Raw genomic sequence first — 21,009 nt, forward strand, 5'->3', positions numbered from 1 at the left:
GTTAGGGAGTTTTGAGGGCGATCGCAGGAGATTCTTCTTCCCACTCTGCACCAAGGTCAATGGGGTCACCTAATAGATGCATTTCAAGAGTTCTACCGTTTGATTGAATAATATTTGACCATTGGTAGCCGAGCGAAGTAAATACATATTCAGATGCGATGGGTCGTTTCTGTTTATTGGAAATCACATAGACTGTTGAAGAATCAGAAGATTTCACCAGTGTTCCGTCATTAAACATGATTGGTTCTCCTGACTCATACTTTTCTAGCGAGTGGAGATCTGTTGATTTGATGCGCCGTGCAGGAAAATTCGAGGATAGTACTGCTCGTTCAAGTAGTGGGTGTTTTACGGATCCAAGGGTATAATAGATTCCGCCTGTTTTGATATCTTGCATCAGTTCACCAATGGGACTTGAGAGTGCGTCAGAAACAAGGCCGCGCACTGGTATATCTGTAATATCTTTTGCAGAAACTGCAATAACTTCATCCGGGTTAAATCCGACTGTGCGGAATATTTTTTTTGAAGGAATGCCATAGAGAGCGTCCTGTGCGTACAGAAAAACTGCTCCACCTGGAATTTGGAGAAGGGAATATTGTGGGAATTGAATAGGTGTGCCAATAGGATATTTTTCTAAATCTTCTTGGGTTATGAATACAACGTGCCGCATGTCGAACCGTGAATGAAATGCCGAAAGAGATGTGAAAAGCCTTCGCTTCCCGTCTTGTATAAGCCAGATATTCTTGTTTGAGGAAGCTTGGACGGTTGTACCATCCGGGAATACGCGATTGAAATACCGATTCCACAATTTCCAAAAACTCACATTGCCGCGCAGGTGGGGCGTGTAATTATAGAGAGCGGCCGTGGCAGCGTTAGAAGGAGTGAGAGGTATGCCATCGATGAGCAGTGTCTGATTTGGGCGTGCTGCAAATTCATTCCAGTGGGTCGTATAGTACCATTTTCTCCAAGCAGCTTTTGCAACTTGTGTGCCAAAACCCTTATATGCGGCAACAATCGGATCATTAGGAGAACACGAATCGCATCGAGCAAACCCTGTTGCCCAATCATAGTTGTACTGGGTTGGGTTCGGATTTTCAATAAGGCTTTGTTCTTTTTGGAGCAATACGAGAAGCACTTTTGGATTGATACCATGGGTTGTTCCGGCACGGTAAATGATTTCAGATGCTGATCTGACAACTCCGTCGCTATCGAGCGTGCGATAGGATTGGAGGGCGGAGCCTTTTTGTTCGAGAAAAAGCTGAATGTCTGGCACGCTCATTTCATCTGTCCGAAAAAAATCCGAATCGGGTATAATAGTATTCGGATCAAAAGGACGTGCGTACACGTTTAAAGGCATTGCAGTGAGTACAATGCTTAGTATAACGATAACAATACGATAATTCATAGGGTAGAGCGCCATTGATACCTACTGTATCATGCACTGCCGCCGATTTCAATCCTTTGCCGTTGCTGCAATTTTTGCTGTGCTTTTTTGCTTTGTGGTGCGGTTTGCAATCTTCATGACAACCTGATCTTTTGAGATGTCAATATGCACCGTGTCTCCTTCTGAAAGGCTTCCATCGATCATTTGTGATGCCAGAGGATTTGCGATATATGACTGAACGGCTCGCTTGAGAGGGCGTGCGCCGTAATATGCATCAAATCCGCGCTCGATAAGAAACAACATCACTGCATCCGTGTATGTAATGCGCATATCCTGCTCGGCAACCCGTTTGCATAGTGCATCAAGCTGGATTGTGACGATTCGTTTCATATTCTCTTGCGTGAGGGGATGAAAGACAATGATTTCGGTAATGCGATTGAGGAATTCCGGTCGGAAATGTTTTTGCAATAATTCAGTGATTGCATTTTTCATTTCCCCTTCATTAATAAGCGTACGAGTTCGATCCTCACTGGTAAAACCAATCACTGATTCTTTTATGAGGTCGCCGCCAAGATTTGATGTCATAATGACAATTGTATTTTTGAAGTTTACCTTTCTCCCTTTTGCATCGGTGAGATGGCCATCGTCAAGAATCTGCAACAAAACATTGAAAATTTCAGAGTGGGCTTTTTCGATCTCATCAAAAAGGATAACGCTGTAGGGTTTGCGCCGAACTTTTTCTGTTAGTTGGCCGCCTTCGTCATAACCAACATATCCGGGAGGGGATCCGATAAGACGCGATACGGAATGCTTTTCGCTGAATTCGCTCATATCCACTCGGATGAGTGATTGTTCATCATTGAACATGAATGAAGCAAGCGCTTTCGCAAGTTCTGTTTTACCCACGCCCGTAGGTCCGATAAAAAGGAATGAACCAAGCGGTTGGTTTTCGTCCGAAAGGCCCGCGCGTGAGCGTCGCAATGCATTTGCTACCGCAACAATCGCTTCTTCCTGTCCGATAACGCGTCCTTGCAATTGCACTTCAGCATCTTTCAATTTTTCAGCTTCATTTTCAAGCATCTTAAATGCAGGGATGCCCGTCCATCGCGCTACAACAGCCGCAATGTCTTCTTCGGTTACTTCTTCTTTTAGAAATCGATGCTTTTTTTGGAGGGATACAAGTTTTACCGATATGGCTTTAAGCTCTTTTTCGAGACCGGGAATTTCACCGTAGCGGATTTTTGCCACTTTAGCGAGATCTACTTTACGCTCTGCAATATCGGCTTCCTGTTTGAGATTTTCACTTTTTTCTCTGAGTGTGCGGATTTGCGTGATGAGTTCTTTTTCCGACTTCCAATCCATTTCCATTTTTTGGGATTCTTCTTTGATTTCCGCAAGTTCTTTTTCAAGTTCTTTCAGACGATCTTTTGCATGTTTGTCCGTTTCTTTTTGAAGCGCTTGTTTTTCTATCTCAAGCTTAAGGAGTTTTCGTTTGAGTAGGTCTAGTTCAACCGGTTGGCTGTCGATTTGAAGCCGTATTGCCGATGTTGCTTCGTCGATAAGATCAATTGCTTTGTCTGGAAGAAACCGATCGGAAATATAGCGGTTTGAAAGTTGGGCGGCAGCAACAATGGCGCCATCCGTGATGCGCACGCCATGGTGTACTTCATATTTTTCTTTGATTCCTCGCAAAACTGCAATGGTATCATCGACATTCGGTTCAACAACCATAATTGGCTGGAATCTGCGCTCGAACGCCGGATCTTTCTCGATATGTTTCTGATACTCTTTAAGTGTTGTTGCGCCGATTGCACGGAGCTCTCCGCGAGCAAGTGCCGGCTTTAAGAGGTTTGACGCATCGATAGCACCTTCAGCTCCGCCTGCCCCGACAATTGTATGAAGCTCATCCATGAACAGGATGATTTTACCCGCACTCTGTGTAATTTCTTTCATGACTGCTTTCAAGCGGTCTTCAAAATCTCCACGAAACTTTGTCCCAGCAACAAGTGCGCCGATATCCAGCGCAAGCACTTCTTTGTCTTTCAGTGAATCGGGAATATCACCAGCGACAATGCGCTGTGCAAGACCCTCGACAATGGCTGTTTTTCCAACTCCGGCTTCGCCGATAAGCACGGGGTTATTTTTTGTGCGTCGTGAGAGAACCTGAACAACTCGGCGAATTTCTTCGTCGCGTCCGATGATTGGATCCAGCTTTTCGTGCCGCGCTTGGTCGGTGAGGTTGATGGCATATTTTGCGAGCGCTTGATATTTGCTTTCCGGATCAGGATCGGTGATTTTGTGCGATCCGCGTAATTGCGCCAAGATCTTGAGTACGGTATCAAATGTGATTGCGTGGGAATCGAGGATTGGCCGAATGAGGGATGGAACATTCAGTAAACCCAAGAACAAATGCTCTGTTCCAATATACTCATCACCAATAGTTTTTGCCTGGTTTTGAGCTTCATTGAGTATTTGAGCTGTTTCTTTTGCTATATAGAGTTGTCCCGTGAAGCCTCCCATAAGGCGGGGGAGGTACTTGAGCTCTTCCTCGCACGCCTCAATGACACTTTGGATGTTGACTTCAATTTTTTGTAAAATACTGGGAACAATACTTTCTTGCTGGCGTATAAGTGCAATAAAAAGATGGAGGGGTGTGAGTTCCTGATGGCTCTGCTCACTGGCGAGCATTTGCGCTTGCTGCAATGCTTCCTGGGCTCGGGTAGTGAAGTTTTGGTTTATCATAAGGGGTATAATAAAAATTAGCAGTCTAGCTTTGAGATTGCTAATTTGAGTATATGGCAAAAATGTCCTGTTGTCAAGAGCGTTGCCGTGTTGCTTTTCGCTTCACTTCTTGCTATAATCATGAGTAATTTATGCAACAGTCAACCATTACAATACTGGATGTGAAACTTGATTGCGGGACATTTAATGATATGATTGCGCGGTGTAAGCAGTGGCTCACTGAGTCTCCTGCAGCGTTTCACCGTATTGTGACGATTAATCCTGAATTCGTAATGGAGGCGCAGGATAATATGCATTTTCGCGAAGTATTGAATTCTGCTGATTTACGAGTAACTGATGGAGTCGGATTGGTATTTGGTTCATTGTTTCTTAAGGGATTGAATGATCGCCTTCATCGCTGTACCGGAGTTGATCTTACATGGAAACTTGCTGAATTATGCTACGTTCTCCATAAGAAAATGTATCTTATTGGCGCATCCGACGGTATGGCAAAAAATGTTGCGCAGTCAGCAGCGCGAGTCATTGAAAAAAAATATCCCGGAGTTATTGTTGGTGCGCTTGACGGCTTGAAACGGGGGGGTGAAGAATCGGATAGTGAGAATGAGTATGTATCCGAGCAGATACGCACTTCTCAAGCTGATGTACTTCTGGTTGCTATTGGAGCTCCAAAGCAAGATCTTTGGCTCGCTCGGTATGGAGCAGCATTGCCAACGGTGAGAATAGCACTTGGGGCAGGGGGGACGTTGGATTATATCGCCGGCGTCGTGCCGCGCGCACCGCGTGCAATTCGCAAACTCGGGTTTGAGTGGCTCTATCGGCTTATCAATCAGCCCCGCCGCTTAAATCGTATTATTACTGCAACCGTGCGCTATCCTCTTGCGCTTATGCGACAGAAATTTCACTAAGCTATGTATCTCTTTCTTGACACATCTACTCCGGAACGGATTCAGTTCTTTTTTGCAACCGAAAAGAAGATTCTTTCTAAAAAAATACTCACACAAAAGCGACCCCTAAGGATTGATGTGCTATTTCAACTATCTAAAACGTTAAAACGCTTTAGAAAAACTCCACGTGCAGTTCTTGGCATTGCCGTAGTGGTGGGCCCGGGATATTTTTCTCATCTTCGTACCGGTATAGCCATTGCGAATACATGGTCATTTGTTTTTGGCACCCCGCTTATCGGTATTCCAACGGACCAGTTTTTAGGCGATTTGATCTTTGTTCAAAAAACAATCTCATCATTAAAGCGTCAAAAGAGAGGAGTGTTACTTATCCCGCAGTACGGTAGAGAACCAACAATTACAAAGAAATCCTGAATAACAACTTTTTTTACTAGATTATTACAAGGCATATAGAATGCCTTGTTTTTATACACAGGGGGTGGTTGAAAAGGCAATAAAAGTGGTGTATAGTAGGTGTATAGGGGAGAAAAGTGGGAAAAAGTGGGGATAACTCCACATAATTGTTCATAACAAAGGCTTTTGAAAGGAAACGCTTGTCCGTCTGTTATCGGCAATCCATGCATGTCCGAGAGGGCGGACCAGGCGTTTCCCGCGAAAAGCTTTGCGGGGGGAGTCCATGCTTGTCGTGCGGTTTCTCATTACACATAATCAGGTCCTTCGGGCCTATGCCTCTTTCTATCTTAATGAAAGAGGCTTGTCCGTCTCACGTTCATGTTTATTGGGGAATATCGTCACACGTTGGATACAAAAGGAAGACTGGCGATCCCAGTGAAGTTTCGTAATGCCCTTGAGCGCGGTGCGGTTGTGACAAAAGGCATCGATCGTTGTTTGGTTCTCTATCCCTTGAAAGAATGGAATGCGCTTGCCGAGCGAATCTCCCAGCTTCCCACAAGCCAGGCAGATACGCGTGCGTTTAGTCGAATGACACTGGCATCAGCAATGGATGTTGCTTGTGACAATCAGGGACGCATTATTGTACCGGAATACCTTCGAGACTATGCGACAATGCACAAGAATGTCATTTTGGCAGGTCTTTACAATCGAATCGAACTCTGGGACGAGGGAGTATGGCAGGAGTATAAGACAGCAACAGAAGAGAATAGTGGCGATATTGCAGAACGGCTCAGCACGTTTGGCGTCTAATGTATGATTCAGCATGAATCGGTCATGCTTAAAGAAGTTCAAGAATTCTTGGATGTTCATTCACAACAAGACTATATCGACTGTACGCTAGGGGGTGGTGGATATACCCGAGCAATACTTGAACAGAATGGTCCGCAAGGGAGAGTGCTTGCAATCGACGCAGATATTCAAACAACAGTTCGGACAAAAAAAGCATTAGCTGAATTTGGCAAGCGCCTTGTGGTCCAGTGCGGAAATTTCAAAAATGTTCATTCAATAGCTCAGACGACGGGGTTTGAAAAAGTGTCTGGCATTGTCTACGATTTAGGACTTTCGACAGATATACTTACATCAAGTGGCAGAGGATTTAGTTTTCTTGCCGATGAACCTCTTGATATGAGATTCTCAGCCGATAGTGGGTATACTGCCGCAGAGCTGATAGCAAGCCTTAAAGAACAAGAACTTGCAAACATACTTTGGCAATTTGGTGAAGAACGGTTCAGTAGGAGAATTGCAAAGGCTCTGTGCCAGGCAAGAAAAAAGGAACGTATAACAACCACAGCATTATTAACACGTGTGATCGAATCCGCAGTACCTGCAGGGTATCGGCATGGAAAGATTCATTGTGCAACGCGTACCTATCAAGCGCTTCGCATGGCAGTAAATGATGAACTACCCACAATTGAATCTTCATTGGCGCAGAGCTATGAGCTATTGCAGCCAGGCGGTCGGATAGTCGTTGTATCATTCCATTCTCTGGAAGATCGGGTAGTAAAAAATACATTCAAACAATTTCGGCAAAACAACAACGCACACATTATTACAAAAAAACCAATTCAACCAACATACACAGAAAAGCGAACCAATCCAAAATGCAGAAGCGCAAAATTGCGATGCATTCAAAGGGGATTGTAATCCATTAAAACAAACTATGTCCCCAGCCCTTCAGATGATGAAAGCAAAACTTCTTCAGACAGCGCTTGTGAATGAACAGCAGCGCAACAGCCAATCCTCAAAGCAAAAGAGCGCAAATAGCATGCTGCTGTTGACAATACTTTTTTTTGGCGTAGTGTACCTCATACAAATTAACTTTCTTGCCACACGCGGGTATGTGATGAAGGATTTGGATAAGCAGATTGCATCTATAAAGAAAGAGCAGGAAGCTACTCATATACGTATTCTTGAAGCGCAGGGGTTGAGTAGGTTGCAGGGTAAAATCGATACGCTTGGAATGGTTCGCAGTGATTCGATAGAATATGTAGCTACTCAAGAAACCGTGGCAGTTGTGAGATAGAAGTGCTGGGGCAGGAGGTAAAGAGAAGGGGCTGTTTTTCTGTGGGCCCCTTCTCTTTGTTTGTCAGCTTCTATGAAATCGTTTTCAAGGCATACATCGTCTTCAAAAACATCTTCGCATATGCGTACAGTTTTTATGCGGGGTATTATTTGTCTTTTTGCTTTTACGCTTATAGTGCGACTCTTTATGCTACAGATAGTCGGCTACGCTGATTATAAAGATGCCGCGGATGGCGAACATACGTTTTATAAAAAATTATTTCCAAAACGCGGAGAGATGTTCATTCGAGAATATAAGCGGGATTCTGCGCTTGAATCCTTTCTTATCGATCGTCAAGGGGAAAAAGTATTTCCTGCGGTGACAAATCATGAATTCACTCTTATTTATGCAGATCCGCGACACATTGAAGATCCTCTCCATGCAGCCGAAGTAATTGCTCCGATTCTTGAACTTGATAGTGAAGCACTAGTGAAAAAATTTCAAAAGAAGGGAGATGCATATGAAGTGGTAAAGCACAAAGTATCTGATGAACATACGCAGAAGATTCGCGACCTTGCACTGAAAGGCATACTTTTTGCTCCGGAAGAACGAAGATATTACCCCGAACCTGGCTTGGGCGGGCATATGTTCGGATATGTAAGCTTCAATGGAGAGACGCAAAAAGGACGCTACGGTCTTGAGGGGTATTTCGATGAAATTCTACGAGGGAAGGAAGGATCACTAAAATTAGAGACTGATGCAATCGGCACGTTGATCCCGATAGGTGATAAGCGAGTAACTGAAGCAGTCGATGGCAGTGATTTGATTCTCACTATTGATCGCACTGTGCAGCTTGTGGCATGCGATAAGTTAAAAAAATGGGTCATTCAGCATGGAGCAGATGGAGGGTCGATCATTATACAAGATCCTAAGACTGGGGCCATTAGAGCGCTCTGTGCTACGCCGGATTTTGACCCGGCACAGTATGGAAAAACGGATATTAAAACATTCAACAATCCGGCGATTTTTTCTCCCTATGAGCCCGGATCAGTGTTTAAGGCATTCACTATGGCAATAGGCCTTGAAGTAGAAAAAGTAACACCAACCACGACTTACACTGACACCGGAAGTGTGAAAATAGGGAACTATACAATAAAAAATTCAGACGGCAAGGCACATGGACTCCAAACAATGATGGGTGTTTTGGATGAATCGTTGAATACCGGTACGATATTTGTTGCAAGAAAGGTGGGAATTGAACAGTTCCGCAAGTATCTGAAATCATTTGGATTTGGCTCTCTTACAGGTATTGATCTGGATACTGAAGTTGCCGGCACGATTAGTTCTCTTGATCAAAAAAACAGCGACATTTATATGGCGACGGCATCCTTTGGACAGGGGATTACCCTAACACCGCTACAGCTTGTCACTGCATATTCAGCGCTGGCAAATGGCGGCAAGCTCATGAAGCCTTATATTGTTGACCGGATTTTGAAGCCTGATGGAGGAGTTATAAAAACAGAGCCACAGGTTGTGCGGCAGGTTATTTCTCAACGGACATCGGATCTTATTGGAGGAATGTTGGTGAATGTGGTGCGAAAGGGGCATGGTAAGCGCGCAGGAGTTCCTGGATATTTTGTAGCCGGAAAGACGGGTACGGCTCAAGTGCCGCTGAAAGATAAAAAAGGATACGAACAAAATGCAACAATCGGTTCGTTTGCGGGCTATGCCCCTGTTGAACATCCTGCTTTTGTGATGCTTGTGCGCATCGACAATCCTCGAGATGTGCAATGGGCGGAAAGTTCTGCGGCCCCGCTCTTTGGCGAAATGGCGCGGTTTTTGTTACAGTATTATGAGGTACCGCCCGATGAAATAGAACGAAAAAAATAGTATGAAAACTTTTGTAACACACCTTGTCGTTTTGTTCGCAAAGAGGATTATCAAGAAATACCGACCAATAATCATTGGTATTACAGGAAGTGTGGGAAAAACGTCGGCAAAGGAGGCTATCGCCCTTGCGCTCAGATCGCATACATGCGTGCGCGCAAGTGTAGGAAATTTTAACACCGAAATCGGCGTTCCACTTGTTGTTATTGGCATCGATCAGAGCCCCGGCCGCTCGCTTCTTGCATGGCTCGGAGCACTTGTGCAAGCTGTGCGGTTGATTGTTGTCCGCGACCCTTCGTATCCACGCGTGCTTATTCTTGAAATGGGGGCTGATAGACCGGGGGATATTAGCTACCTTACTCAATTAGCTCCCTGTACCATTGGTGCGATCACTGCCATCGGTCCTGCTCATTTGGAAAAATTCGGGACTATGGAAGTACTCGTAAAAGAAAAAAAAGAAATGGTACGGCACCTTTCAGCCGAATCTACGGCAATTATCAATGCAGATGATCCCTTTTTATACCCCCCATCTGAGCATGTGCGCGCGCGACTTTTAACATTTGGATTTTCCTCCAATGCCGATCTTCGCATTACTTCATATATTGACCGGTACGTCTATATGCCTCCGGAACACATGGAAATGAGCATATCATTTGAATGTCGGTTTTCTGATCAGACGGTTGAGTGTGAGCTACAGAATGCCGTAGGCAAACAATCTGCCTATGCTGCGCTCGTAGGATTGGCTACGGCCTGTGCCTTGGATATTCCTTTAAAGCAAGCTGTTCAAGATGTACGGGAATACGTGGGGCCAAAAGGAAGAATGAAGCTGCTTGGCGGAATGAAGCAAACGCTTATTATTGATGATTCGTACAATTCATCGCCACTGGCGGCATATGAAGCGCTTACATTCATGGAGAGTATACGAATACATGAGTATGCGCGACGCATTGCAGTGTTTGGAGATATGTTGGAACTGGGGACATTTACAGAACAAGAACATCGCAAACTTGGAGAACTCTGCGTTCAAAAAGGAGTGGATATCCTTGTTACTATCGGCAGTGCTGCAAAGTGGATAGCAGATGGTGCGGCCGAGAGCGGCATTGACACATCACGTATTTTCCGGTTTGATAGAACAGAGGAAGTACATGAAGTGTTGCTTGATACTATGAAGCAGGGAGATGTAGTGCTTGTAAAAGGCTCTCAAGGCATGCGATTGGAAAAGATAGTAAAGGAAATTCTGAACGAGCCGGAACGCGCCTCTGAACTTCTTGTGCGTCAAGGGAAGGAATGGCAGTAACATTGTGCCGCTATCGTCTAGCCCGGTCCAGGACGTCTCCCTCTCACGGAGAAAACTGGGGTTCGAATCCCCATAGCGGTAAATAAGGCAAATTATGAAATACTTTTATGATACAGCGGCAGAATTTTGAATACAATAATACCTGCAAGAAGCACGGCAAAGCCGCACATGATGGATGGAACGGCTATACGACTTGAAAAGGTAATAATATAAACTATAAGTGCCGGGATGGTGAACGAAAGATATCCAAGCAATAACCAAAGATTGATCTCGCGATCACCTACTTTTTTAATAAGTGCACGAGTGAGCTGAAAAATTCCAAGAAGAATAAAAAATGTGTAGTATGATCCAAGTGCAATGCGTAACGGATCGTTCAGCTGAAAAACGACAAATCGTCCGGTGCAGTAGGTTGCTGTGAACGCTCCGGGAACGATTGCAATGCTAGTCGCTATGATGATCGCGATAGGATATGCGATGCGTATCCAGTATGTTGGATGTGTCGTGTACGAAATAAGATGTATTCCAATTGCCGGCAAAAGGGTTATTGCGGCATAGGCAATTTTATTCCATACCACCGAGTTGCCGCTGGAGCAAATAGTGTATTCTGCAAACTGAAAAACTGATAACAAGATAAGCGCAATTGCTGCAATCCTTCCAAAAGGAGTCTTTGAATATTTGATGCATGCTACAACAGCAAAGAATAATTCAAGTGCGCCAGTGAAAAACGTGACAAAGGGATTGAAACAGAATAATTTCTGCTGCGATGCTTTTGTTTTCATATTTTCTACAATATAGTATACATAAAAGTATGGTCGGTGTATACTGGTGATGACACTTGATTATGCGCATATTCGGCACAATTATATCAAACAAGGAGTTAGTACTCTTGATTGGTGTTCTCTGTGTTGCTGCCGGTGTGATTATTGGCGTTGCAGCAACAATACAGCGCTCAGAGCGGGATAAACTGCGCCTTACGGATGGGCAAGCTATCATGAACGCTCTCGAAATATACAGGACGCTCTATGGCGTACTGCCGGATACAACAGAAAATGATTGCGAAGGTTGGGATGCAGGATCGTCGGTACGAGGTGAGGACAATACATTTATTCAACAGCTTGCAGATAAAAATGTACTTAATGCTCCCAGGGAGGTTTTTGGCATTAGCAAATGCGCCTACCGCTATCAAAAATTTACCAATAATGGCTGCGGTTCAGATGTAAGCTATGCTCTGGTGGGGCTTAAACTTGAAAATACAAAAAAAGCATATCATGTAAATGATGTCATTGAGCCATGCTATCCAGATATTTACCGTTGGACAAGCGATCCTCATTGGATAGCATTTATGATTAGAGAATAATACAAGAATCCCAGTATGAAATTCCTATTTGCACATCGGACATTGGCGATATTGGTCGGTCTTTTATGTATAAGTATTGCTCTTTGGTTTGTATTTAAACCTTTGAGCACACTTGCACTTTTTGATGATATCTGGACACTATCTCACCAGACGTCGGCTTTTGGGGAGCATTGCACTGTTCAAGTTCGTGGCATACAAGATCGATCCATTCCACCAACTCAAAATTCGCGGGATGTAATCGGAGTGTTAAAAGAGTTATCACTTGACGTAGTATCTCATATCCAAAGAGATGGAAATAAATCCTATCGCCTTATTCAAAGCTCTTCGCCTCTTGGCGCAACAGACGATAATGGTGCTGTAGCGCTTATTAAGTTGGAAATGATTTTTGATGGCACCAACGAATACGTCCGGTATGATACCACGGGGCCGTGGATTGCATTTCCCAAAAAAGCATTAGCGGATATGAGTAATTTCATTCAGAAGATGTTCGAGGACCAATTTTATTTTTCATTGGACGATATAACAAAAGAAACCGTTAGCTTGAAGGAAGTGAAGAAAAGTATAGATAACAAAGAAGTGCTTGTTTTTCGTGGGCAACAAACTGAACATTCTCTTGATATGGCAAAACAGCTTTTTCAGTATCCCATTGGTATCTATACTGTGCGCGAACACCACGGAGATGTGATTGTAGACAGATCAGAAAAAACAGTTCTCAAAACAATGCTCTATACGCTTTTTGAATACAGTGATGTAGGAGATACTTCGCTAGCTATTGATATTCCTGTGTATCAGGAATGTGAACCGGTGAGCGAAAAGGATTTGGATGTGTTTGCTCCGTCTGATGTTCTGTGGGCGAGCAAGGAAGAGGTTCAGCAGTATTTGTTATTCAAAATACTGCCAAAATAATTCAGTGAGGTTATGCATCTGCAATGGAAGCCATGAGGAGGGGGATGCCTATGTGTTTGCCATGCGCGCTCTGCGAGGCATTGCGCACATATTCGTACTCTGATGCCTTCTGGGCCTGAAAACTTGAACCCAAAAATACCGTATGTCTCCCATGTTTTTGTTCTGCGTGATCAATATGCTCGTAGAGGCGTGTCATGTGTGCGGCTTTTGTGTGGCGACCAAACAAATCGAGCTGGGATTGGCCCGCCGGTGAAAGTTTTGAGAGAATAATGCCACTTGCGCGATACTCATGACGGGCGTTGAATATTTTTTTGAAACCATCTTGGCAGTACTTCAGGAGTTCATGAGGGAATGCACTTTTGAACGGTAATTCTATTTCTGTTCCGACATGGTGAAAATCTTGTGTTCGCAGAAAGAGCGCAATACGATGAGCTTCGAGGCTGTATGTCCGTGCCCTCATGCATGCATGCTCAATGTTTTTTGACAGCTGGGAAAAGATAAAGTGTGGATCCCTGCTTGGGGGTGTGAATGTTTTCACTTTTTGTATGGATGATTGGGGTTGTTTTGCTGTAGTATCAATGGCAAGAACTGATTGTCCGTTGAGCTCGCACCAGATATCATAAAATGGTTTTGAAAGCCGAGCGCCAACCCACTGTTCGGAACATCGCGCAAATTGAAGGGCATTGGTAATACCGTATTTGTTTAAATATGCAGACGTATTCGGACCTATTCCCCATACGCGCTCGATTGGAAGCTGTTCAAGATAGCGATGGATATCCTTTGCCGGTATGATAGTGGTACCTGATGGTTTTTTCCACTTTGATCCTATTTTTGCAATCACTTTATTGGGGCCCAATCCTGCAGAGAATGTAAGACCAAGTTCATGTTCAATATCTTTTTGCATTCTGGCAACAATCTGTTCATAGGACATGTGCAATGGACGTCGCATGCCTGTGATATCAGCAAAACACTCGTCGATACTGTATTCTTCAACATCGGGGGTATAGCGCTGGACAATAGAGGCAAAGCGTTTTGAAATAAGACTGTAATATTCATAATCTGATTCCATAATAATAGCATTGGGGCAGATGCGCAGGATATCTCGCAGGCGCATGCCGCGAACGACACCGAGCCGCTTTGCTTCGTAGCTCATTGATGAAGCGATGCCGCGTTCTTTGCCGGTGACAACAGGCCTTCCTTTGAGTGCCGGATCTCTGCTTTGTTCGCATGCGGCAAAGAATGCATCGCCATCAAGATGAACAATGGCGCGGGGAAAAGAGTGGATGGAGAGGGGAGTATCCATATGGGTATAAAACTATGAATGAAAAAAGTTTTAATATTTTCGTATGACCGCTTTGACGACAGCAGCAATCGAAAGTTGCTGTTGAGGAATGATTGGTTTGTATTTTTTGTTTCCCGGAATGAGACGTACGCATAATCCTTTTTTTTCAAAATATTTCATCGTCCATCCGCTGTCTACTTCCGCTATGACGATATCCCCGTCTTTCGGCGTGACTCCGCGTTCTACGAGAACAAGGTCATCCGGCAGGATGCCTGCTTCGATCATGGAGTCGCCATTTACTTTCAAAAGAAATGTTTTTTCTTTATGATCGATAAGGTAGTCATCGAGTGTCATTGTTTCCGTGAGCTCTTCCTCCGCAGTAGTAGGAAACCCCGCCTCAACCGTTCCCAATAAGGGAATATCGGAAAAAAATCGTCCGGGGATCAGAAAGCCTCGATCATCCTTGCTTACGAGACCTTTTTCACGCATTCGTTCGATTAGCTTAAAGACAGAATTTTTTGATTTCAAGCCCGTGATCTCCATGATCTCCGAATAGCTCGGCATGCGTTTGTTTTCCCGATAGAAGGAGAGAAGTTTTTTGGCGTACTGCATCATATGGTTTTTTGGTATGGTGAACGTTCGTTCTTTTGATAAGTGAAAAAAAATTATTTAAATGTTACTTCAATTTTCTTGCCTACAACTTCAGCAACGCGATAGAGCGTTTCAAGGGTAATATTGTGGTATCCGCTTTCCATTCGTGAGATAAACTCGCGTTTTACCCTCATTTTGTTGGCAAGATTGTTTTGGGATAAGCCGAGCTCTTTCCGAAGTCGGCGCAATTCAGTTGATGCTTTTAAGTACCGTGCTTGTCGAGAAATTTCCTGCCGTTCTCTTTGAGAATAAGAATTCAAAACATGTTCAGAGGGGATGAGGTCACCGCACTGAATTGCTCTAGGTATTTTTTTTGAAGCAGTTTTAGGCATAGCGTTTAAACCGTTGTTGTGCGGTTGCTATATGGCGCAATGGTGTTGATTGAGTTTTCTTTTGAAAGAAGTGAAGAAGAATAACATACTCTTTTCCGCTATAGGCATAGCATCCCCTATACATTCCTTGGTGCTGTAATCGTATTTCAAAAATATCTTTTGTAATCTTTCTTGCATCGGGGAAGGAAAGTTTTCCCTCATTGGAAAGTATTTCAATGAATGCTTAAAAATATATTTGAACATCTCTCTCAAATGCCTCAAGCTCTTTGAGAGCATTTTTATCGTAGAGTATATACTTATTCATAGTAACTTTTAAGTTACGTTCCGTCAAGAAAACTGTATGATTTGAGTATAGTGAACGTTCGTTCACCTGTCAAGGGGCTCTCCTGTGGATAAATAAAAAAACCGTCATGAGGGACGGTAATATGTATTGGCGAGGCGGTATTTGCGAGCAAGGTTCCATAGCTGATCATCCATTTTCCAGATTCTTTCGGCGAGGATCCACGCCGGACCGCTATAGAGAATCATTTTGGTTCTTCTTAGGAGCGTATCGTAGTAGGATTCAAGGAATACAATGCTTATAGCCCGTTCAATATGCGGAGCAATGAACGTAGATTCTATAATCGAGAAAAAATAACTAAAAAAAGCGGATACGCCGATACTGCTATGAAACGGTGCAAGGAATATACTTAGTATGATCGTACTTCCAAAAAAGATAATCGTATGCGCAAGATATGCTTGATTGTCGATAGCGCCAAGCTTTCTTTTTTGATATCGAAGAATCCAAAGATTAGAATTCATCTTGGTTTTGGAAAGTATGTCAATATAGTCTAACGAGTGTAGAATCGGACGAATCAGTCGTTCGATTTCGTATGATTGTGAATGCGTGCTTCGGTGTAAATCGCCGAATGATGCAATGAGTCGTGAAAAGGACGGCATAGCGAAGATGGTATAGTAAGTAACAAAAAAAGTCAAAGGCGGTGTGGATGGCGTCTGTCGAGTGTCTTACCCACATCGCTGTGGGTTTTTTATTTGAAAAAAAACCGCATTGTGCGGTTTAGAATAGATGCGTGAGGACATTCCAAAGGAGTGCCGCCATTCCCAAGAATAGCATGGTAGTAATTGTATACATGATGAGTACTTTTATTATTTGAAACGAGTAGGTTTCAAAGATCACCATGTGCGAGTAGTATCTCTTTGGTATTGTCGCGCTTTTGTAGAGACTTTCAAAGGATTGAAATCTAATTTGAACCGATCTCAAAAGCTGGGGAGGTATATCGAGCGAGAGGTTGTTGAGCGGTAGGCCATACACGATCATTGATGAATAGATTGATGTATGCCCAAAGAGATAGGCGACGAGATACAGAACGGGAAGGAGAACAATTTGTGCAAGTCGATGACTCAGCGAAAATGTCGCACAGCGCTCTATCGCAGTCTTTTCTTTTGATGTTATGACAGAAAGGTCTTTGACATACTGGCAGCGCTGATATCCTTTGATGCGATTTGTCGCCGCGTCATAGCTGATGATAAGACAGCTTTGCGGATCGGGAAAGTGAGATAAGTCATTGATCATCAAGAAGCGTGTGCCATATTTCTTCGGTGCTTCGATATGCCGAATAAGAAATCCCTGTTCACGCTCACCCTCTTCTTTTCCAAGGTCGATATTTTTCGATAAGAGAGGAATAGATGAATATCGGTCAACGAGCTGTTGTGCTTGTTCGCGGGTGCAATTTTCAAAGGACGATACGAGTAGTGAGCGGATCCCATCCAAAGACTGTGTGCTCATAAGAAGCATCCTAACGTATCCTTATATGGAAGTCAACGGATGCAATTGCGATATCTTGACAAATTTGTACCGTAGTGTATGCTTTTCTTCGAGACAGATGACCATGAAATTTCGAACAGTTGTATTCACTACGTTCGTTCTTTTACTTTCAGGATGCGCAGGAATGTTCCGATCGTGCTCTAATGATTGGGCAGAGACAGCCGGAGCAGATTGGATCGTCATCGAGAGGAATTGTAATGGAACTCCCGTTACATGCTATAAGCTCAAATCAGTTTCTGTCACAAATGAACCACATTCAGATGGTATTCAGTGGAACGCGGGACTGCATATGATGCACGTTTCCGGATGGTATAATCGAGTTCAAGTTCATGGCAGGAAATGGGATGAGGCTGCTCAGATGCTTGGTATCGATGCCAATCTCTGCGGCATGGGAACATATCCGGCAACAGCATCAGCACAATAAAGCAGAGCGACCTCGCTAAGAGGTCTTTTTTTATGCTATCATTACCGTATGAAAATCATTCTCCACCTCCTTGGATCGTATATCACTATTGTCACCATAGCGCTTCTGGCTGGAATGTTCTGGCCCGAGCAGATGAAGCTTCTGAATCCGTGGTCGACACTCTTTTTGCAGATTATCTTTTTTCTTTCTTCCCTCAAGCTTGATACGCACGCAATTATTCGTGGGATGAGGGAATGGAAGGCGATTGCATTGGTAAATATCAACATGCTTGTTGTGTTTCCGATTGTAACTTTTTTTATAGCACGCTCTATTGTTCCCGATTATGCTTCTGCGCTTGTGCTCTTGGCCGCAATGCCTGCAGGAATGACATCAGCGCTTTTCACGGATCTTGTCGGCGGAGCCACAGAATTTGCACTTGTGCTGTCTGCCACTACATCGCTTTTGGGCACCATTACCATTCCTCTGATCATACAAATTCTTTTAGGCAGTTCGATTACTCTTCCTACAGGTAAGATTTTCCTCACGCTTGTGTATGTGTTTGTTATCCCTTTTCTTTTCGCACAGATTGTGAGGCATATCTTTCATGATCGCATTAAAACAACATTTTTTACATTTAAGCCAATTTCACTTGTACTTCTTGGCTGTTTGATTGCAGGCATTATTGCTATGCAGGCAGGATCCATACAGACGAGCATTTCTCAGTTCATTCCTGCGATTATCGTTCTCTGTATCTTTTTTGGACTCCTTCATGTTGTGGGATATTGGACAGCACCATGGCTCGAACACAGGAAACGTTTGGCTACGACCGTATGTTTGACGTATATGAATTTTACCTTGGCTATTTATTTGAGCGGCACATTTTTTCCCGAGTCATCCATACTCATTCCCGTTATTCTTTCTGTGTTTCCTTGGAGTCTTTCGCTTATACCATTTCAGTTATGGGCGAGGCGGAGCTCTTGACGCGCACATAGCTTTCTTCTAGTATGACGTTGCGTACATTCGACAATGAAGAAGTTGAGTATTGGAGATTTTCTTAAAGCTGGAATTGCAAAACTCTTCAATAAAATACCACCTCCGGGACTCTATAACACCAAGGATCCAGGCTGTGAATATTTGAACGGCAAGGTGCCATTTACCGCATATGTCGGAATGGAGAATTCCCTCGTGCTTGCTCGCGAGAACGATTTTGTGCCTTTGTTTCAGCAAGCATTTGCTGAGGGCACGGCTATTGGGTGGAATCAATGCTGTGTTTCGGAGATGGGTTCACCACATGTTCCTATTTTCGGATACTATCGCAAATTCCTTCTCGGTAGTGAAGATATGTTCACGGTATTTAAGGAACTCATGCTTTCCATTCCTGGCGTGACAGTTGTGATAAAAGGAGAAGGTCCCTGGCAGAGAACTTCTGAAGAAATTCGGCAGGATGCGGTACGGGTCGATGAGATGAAGGAACAACAAGATCGCAGATTGGACGAATTTAAAGAGCTTGCTGAACGTTGGGAGCGCGAAGATGGGAAGTGCTATGGAGATGTTCAAAATTCTCGCAACATAACGCGCGGTGAACTTGAGCGTCTAGTGAATCAAATAGGCGCGTGTAGCGTGGAAGGGGTTGTTGTTATCACTGATCCTCTGATGGGTTGTTTTACATATAAGCGCATTGTACTTGATGCAAGTGATGGTATGGAAGCAGCTCGGCTTTTGGAATCCGCAATGAAGACGACACTTAGATTGTCACTCATGCCACCGGTATCGTTCTTTTCCATTCCATTTGTGGTTGGTCATCGGAAGAACGAAAACGGACACTATGTGTATTTGGCAGTGAGCTGCGGACGTCAAATGTTTGAAATGGGCGATTATTATTTGTTCATCCGTGAAAAATTATCTACTCACCAAAACGCCAACTAATGGCGTTTTTCTATTTATATAAAAAAATCCGGCTCTTTGGACGGAGCCGGTTTATGGTTGACTAGAAGATGAGCGTGGGCGCTATCTCTGGAGCGCTGCTCAAATCTATGAATATGTCTTTGCCGGGATTGGCGCGATCCTCGAGTGTGTAGCCGATCAGGGATGCGCCCAGTGACGCAGTGCCACCTGGAGATGCCTGCTTATAGCTGGTCGTGTCTGCGCGGAGCCTGAAGGATTCCACAGTATCGTTAGTGAGTGGCATAGTAACCGTGAAGGCTATGTCTGCGGTTGCCCCAACAGACAGCGTGCTAAGCGTAGCGCCTAGTAAAGTATCATCGCGTTTGTTCATAAGCGATACATTCTTTAATGGTCCGCTATCGGAACCATTTATGCCGATACGCACGCCCTTGAGTCGCACTATCATTTCCGACAGAGTGGGTAATAGGAAATCCCATATGCCAATCGTAGCCGCACTCTGGGGAGTTTGCATGCCTGAAGGTGACGAGGAGTTTGTTCTAATGGTGAAGGGTACTACGGTGAGGGTATTGCTCATGAGCGGGGGAGTAAATTCCTTCGTTGCAGAGTTTGCACTTTGGACTGCAACGGCGCCTATGCCATGAAGTGCAATCGAAACTCTATCTCCCGGATTGCTGCCGCCACGCCACGCACCATCGGCGAGAGTACCGTCGACGTGGAGTAGTTTTACAGTGTCCTTTGCCAAGAGCTGAAGGAGATTGAATGATCTCGTCGATCGCGTTGCGTCAACCACCGAATACGTTGTTACTGATTCTGTTCCTATGGAGAGTACTACGTTAAGCAGGCTCGTATTTTGCGAAGTTGCATTGCGCCAACTGATGGTTGTGCTATGCATAGTGAAGTCTTCTCCAGACATGGTCAGCCGATAGCTGGCAAAACGTTTCTTTTCGCCGTAGCTGATGAATCCAATCGGTGAAACAGCGTTATCAAATGTTACACCGAGTACGCCCTGTGGCGCCGATGGAGTTGGCGTTGGTGTCGGCGTAGTGCTTGGCACAGACGCTGAAGGGCTCGACGAGGGAGTGGTGGTCGGTTGAGGAGTCGAAAAAATTGACGGCGTTGTCGTTGGCACTCCACTCGCAGTAAGCGTAGGCGATGCAGAAGGTGCCGTTAAAGGGGGCATAAGGAGCGTTGAAGCGCACCCCGTTAAGCATAAAATGAAAGGTACAGTTGCCTTTTTCACGTCAAAACTATAGCACAAAATGGCATTTTTGTCAATGGTTGAAAGGTGGTCCCGAATAGGTGTATAAGATATAGACAAGAACATCCCAATATTCTATAGTGAACGTTGTATGACAAAATCAAAACAAAACGATATTATTGCTAAAAATATTTTTGATATCCTAGATCTTTCCCATCTGCCTCCTGCCAAGAAATCAGCACTCCTTCAATCATTGCTTAGGATCATTTATCAGCGAGTCCTTGCTCGCATTATTGATGCAGTACCTTTGGATGTGATCGATCCGCTCAAGCATGCGCTTCGCAAAGAAGATGAAGATACTTTTACTGCACTTCTTGCACAAAGCAGTCTTCCGACATTTGCAACAATGATGGCTGAAGAAGCGCTTTTTATGAAGTACGAAATGGATCTGCTGGCACGCGGAGATGCCGCAGTGGCATAGTTCTT

22 protein-coding genes and 1 tRNA gene are annotated in these 21,009 nt (G+C 44.2%); 14 read left to right on the forward strand and 9 right to left on the reverse strand.

Going from position 1 to position 21,009, the window contains the following annotated elements:
• Nucleotide 1: 1 nt before the first annotated feature.
• Together AAB400_00525 and clpB are read right to left on the reverse strand one after the other, a co-directional pair.
• Nucleotides 2-1,402 carry a hypothetical protein gene (locus AAB400_00525; GenBank protein MEK7648387.1) on the reverse strand — a complete coding sequence of 467 codons (1,401 nt, stop codon included), beginning with the start codon at nt 1,400-1,402 and terminating at the stop codon, nt 2-4.
• Between the two features lie 48 nt (nt 1,403-1,450).
• Nucleotides 1,451-4,123 carry an ATP-dependent chaperone ClpB gene (gene clpB, locus AAB400_00530; GenBank protein MEK7648388.1) on the reverse strand — a complete coding sequence of 891 codons (2,673 nt, stop codon included), beginning with the start codon at nt 4,121-4,123 and terminating at the stop codon, nt 1,451-1,453.
• 131 nt (nt 4,124-4,254) lie between these two features.
• Between clpB and AAB400_00535 the strand changes: the two genes are divergently transcribed.
• From AAB400_00535 to AAB400_00570, 8 genes are all read left to right on the forward strand, one after another.
• The gene (locus AAB400_00535; GenBank protein ID MEK7648389.1) at nt 4,255-5,028 is read left to right on the forward strand and encodes a WecB/TagA/CpsF family glycosyltransferase; all 774 of its coding nucleotides are present in this window, start codon (nt 4,255-4,257) and stop codon (nt 5,026-5,028) included.
• Nucleotides 5,029-5,031: 3 nt separating this feature from the next.
• Complete coding sequence (locus tag AAB400_00540; GenBank protein ID MEK7648390.1) at nt 5,032-5,439, forward strand: hypothetical protein; 408 nt, start codon at nt 5,032-5,034, stop codon at nt 5,437-5,439.
• 357 nt (nt 5,440-5,796) lie between these two features.
• Nucleotides 5,797-6,228, forward strand: coding sequence for a division/cell wall cluster transcriptional repressor MraZ (mraZ, locus tag AAB400_00545; protein MEK7648391.1), 432 nt, complete (start codon nt 5,797-5,799; stop codon nt 6,226-6,228).
• Nucleotides 6,229-6,231: 3 nt separating this feature from the next.
• Nucleotides 6,232-7,122, forward strand: coding sequence for a 16S rRNA (cytosine(1402)-N(4))-methyltransferase RsmH (rsmH, locus tag AAB400_00550; protein MEK7648392.1), 891 nt, complete (start codon nt 6,232-6,234; stop codon nt 7,120-7,122).
• A gap of 16 nt (nt 7,123-7,138) precedes the next feature.
• The gene (locus tag AAB400_00555; protein MEK7648393.1) at nt 7,139-7,501 is read left to right on the forward strand and encodes a hypothetical protein; all 363 of its coding nucleotides are present in this window, start codon (nt 7,139-7,141) and stop codon (nt 7,499-7,501) included.
• A 120-nt stretch (nt 7,502-7,621) separates the two neighbouring features.
• A complete protein-coding gene (locus tag AAB400_00560; GenBank protein ID MEK7648394.1) occupies nt 7,622-9,370 on the forward strand; it encodes a penicillin-binding protein 2 in 1,749 nt (582 codons plus the stop codon).
• A 1-nt stretch (nt 9,371) separates the two neighbouring features.
• Nucleotides 9,372-10,664: a UDP-N-acetylmuramoyl-tripeptide--D-alanyl-D-alanine ligase gene (gene murF / locus AAB400_00565; protein MEK7648395.1), complete on the forward strand. Its 1,293-nt coding sequence runs from the start codon at nt 9,372-9,374 to the stop codon at nt 10,662-10,664.
• A 6-nt stretch (nt 10,665-10,670) separates the two neighbouring features.
• Nucleotides 10,671-10,745, forward strand: a tRNA-Glu gene (locus AAB400_00570).
• Nucleotides 10,746-10,756: 11 nt separating this feature from the next.
• On the opposite strand, the gene AAB400_00575 is transcribed toward AAB400_00570, so the two are convergent.
• The gene (locus tag AAB400_00575) at nt 10,757-11,443 is read right to left on the reverse strand and encodes a hypothetical protein (protein ID MEK7648396.1); all 687 of its coding nucleotides are present in this window, start codon (nt 11,441-11,443) and stop codon (nt 10,757-10,759) included.
• Between the two features lie 62 nt (nt 11,444-11,505).
• Between AAB400_00575 and AAB400_00580 the strand changes: the two genes are divergently transcribed.
• Nucleotides 11,506-12,021: a hypothetical protein gene (locus AAB400_00580; protein MEK7648397.1), complete on the forward strand. Its 516-nt coding sequence runs from the start codon at nt 11,506-11,508 to the stop codon at nt 12,019-12,021.
• Nucleotides 12,022-12,036: 15 nt separating this feature from the next.
• Complete coding sequence (locus tag AAB400_00585; GenBank protein MEK7648398.1) at nt 12,037-12,927, forward strand: hypothetical protein; 891 nt, start codon at nt 12,037-12,039, stop codon at nt 12,925-12,927.
• A gap of 10 nt (nt 12,928-12,937) precedes the next feature.
• On the opposite strand, the gene AAB400_00590 is transcribed toward AAB400_00585, so the two are convergent.
• From AAB400_00590 to AAB400_00610, 5 genes are all read right to left on the reverse strand, one after another.
• Nucleotides 12,938-14,230 (reverse strand): DNA polymerase IV, encoded by a 1,293-nt coding sequence (locus AAB400_00590; GenBank protein ID MEK7648399.1) that lies wholly within the window; start codon nt 14,228-14,230, stop codon nt 12,938-12,940.
• Nucleotides 14,231-14,260: 30 nt separating this feature from the next.
• Nucleotides 14,261-14,824: a transcriptional repressor LexA gene (gene lexA / locus AAB400_00595; GenBank protein MEK7648400.1), complete on the reverse strand. Its 564-nt coding sequence runs from the start codon at nt 14,822-14,824 to the stop codon at nt 14,261-14,263.
• A 50-nt stretch (nt 14,825-14,874) separates the two neighbouring features.
• On the reverse strand, nt 14,875-15,192 hold the full coding sequence (locus AAB400_00600; protein MEK7648401.1) for a helix-turn-helix transcriptional regulator: 318 nt from the start codon (nt 15,190-15,192) through the stop codon (nt 14,875-14,877).
• Nucleotides 15,193-15,600: 408 nt separating this feature from the next.
• Nucleotides 15,601-16,131: a hypothetical protein gene (locus AAB400_00605; protein ID MEK7648402.1), complete on the reverse strand. Its 531-nt coding sequence runs from the start codon at nt 16,129-16,131 to the stop codon at nt 15,601-15,603.
• A 118-nt stretch (nt 16,132-16,249) separates the two neighbouring features.
• The gene (locus tag AAB400_00610; protein ID MEK7648403.1) at nt 16,250-16,978 is read right to left on the reverse strand and encodes a hypothetical protein; all 729 of its coding nucleotides are present in this window, start codon (nt 16,976-16,978) and stop codon (nt 16,250-16,252) included.
• Nucleotides 16,979-17,081: 103 nt separating this feature from the next.
• On the opposite strand from AAB400_00610, the gene AAB400_00615 reads away from it, so the two are divergent.
• The 3 genes from AAB400_00615 to AAB400_00625 are packed head-to-tail and all read left to right on the forward strand — an operon-like array spanning nt 17,082 to nt 19,346.
• Entirely contained in the window at nt 17,082-17,441 is a 360-nt protein-coding gene (locus tag AAB400_00615) for a hypothetical protein (GenBank protein MEK7648404.1), read from the forward strand.
• Nucleotides 17,442-17,489: 48 nt separating this feature from the next.
• Complete coding sequence (locus AAB400_00620) at nt 17,490-18,401, forward strand: bile acid:sodium symporter (GenBank protein ID MEK7648405.1); 912 nt, start codon at nt 17,490-17,492, stop codon at nt 18,399-18,401.
• A 45-nt stretch (nt 18,402-18,446) separates the two neighbouring features.
• On the forward strand, nt 18,447-19,346 hold the full coding sequence (locus AAB400_00625; protein ID MEK7648406.1) for a hypothetical protein: 900 nt from the start codon (nt 18,447-18,449) through the stop codon (nt 19,344-19,346).
• Nucleotides 19,347-19,407: 61 nt separating this feature from the next.
• Here the strand turns inward: AAB400_00625 and AAB400_00630 are convergent, their stop codons facing one another.
• Nucleotides 19,408-20,505, reverse strand: a complete 1,098-nt coding sequence (locus AAB400_00630) for a hypothetical protein (GenBank protein MEK7648407.1) — start codon at nt 20,503-20,505, stop codon at nt 19,408-19,410.
• Between the two features lie 169 nt (nt 20,506-20,674).
• On the opposite strand from AAB400_00630, the gene AAB400_00635 reads away from it, so the two are divergent.
• Entirely contained in the window at nt 20,675-21,004 is a 330-nt protein-coding gene (locus AAB400_00635) for a hypothetical protein (protein MEK7648408.1), read from the forward strand.
• Nucleotides 21,005-21,009: the final 5 nt, after the last annotated feature.

Source organism: Patescibacteria group bacterium (genome assembly GCA_038065255.1).
Lineage (GTDB): Bacteria > Patescibacteriota > Patescibacteriia > JACQRZ01 > JACQRZ01 > JBBTRI01.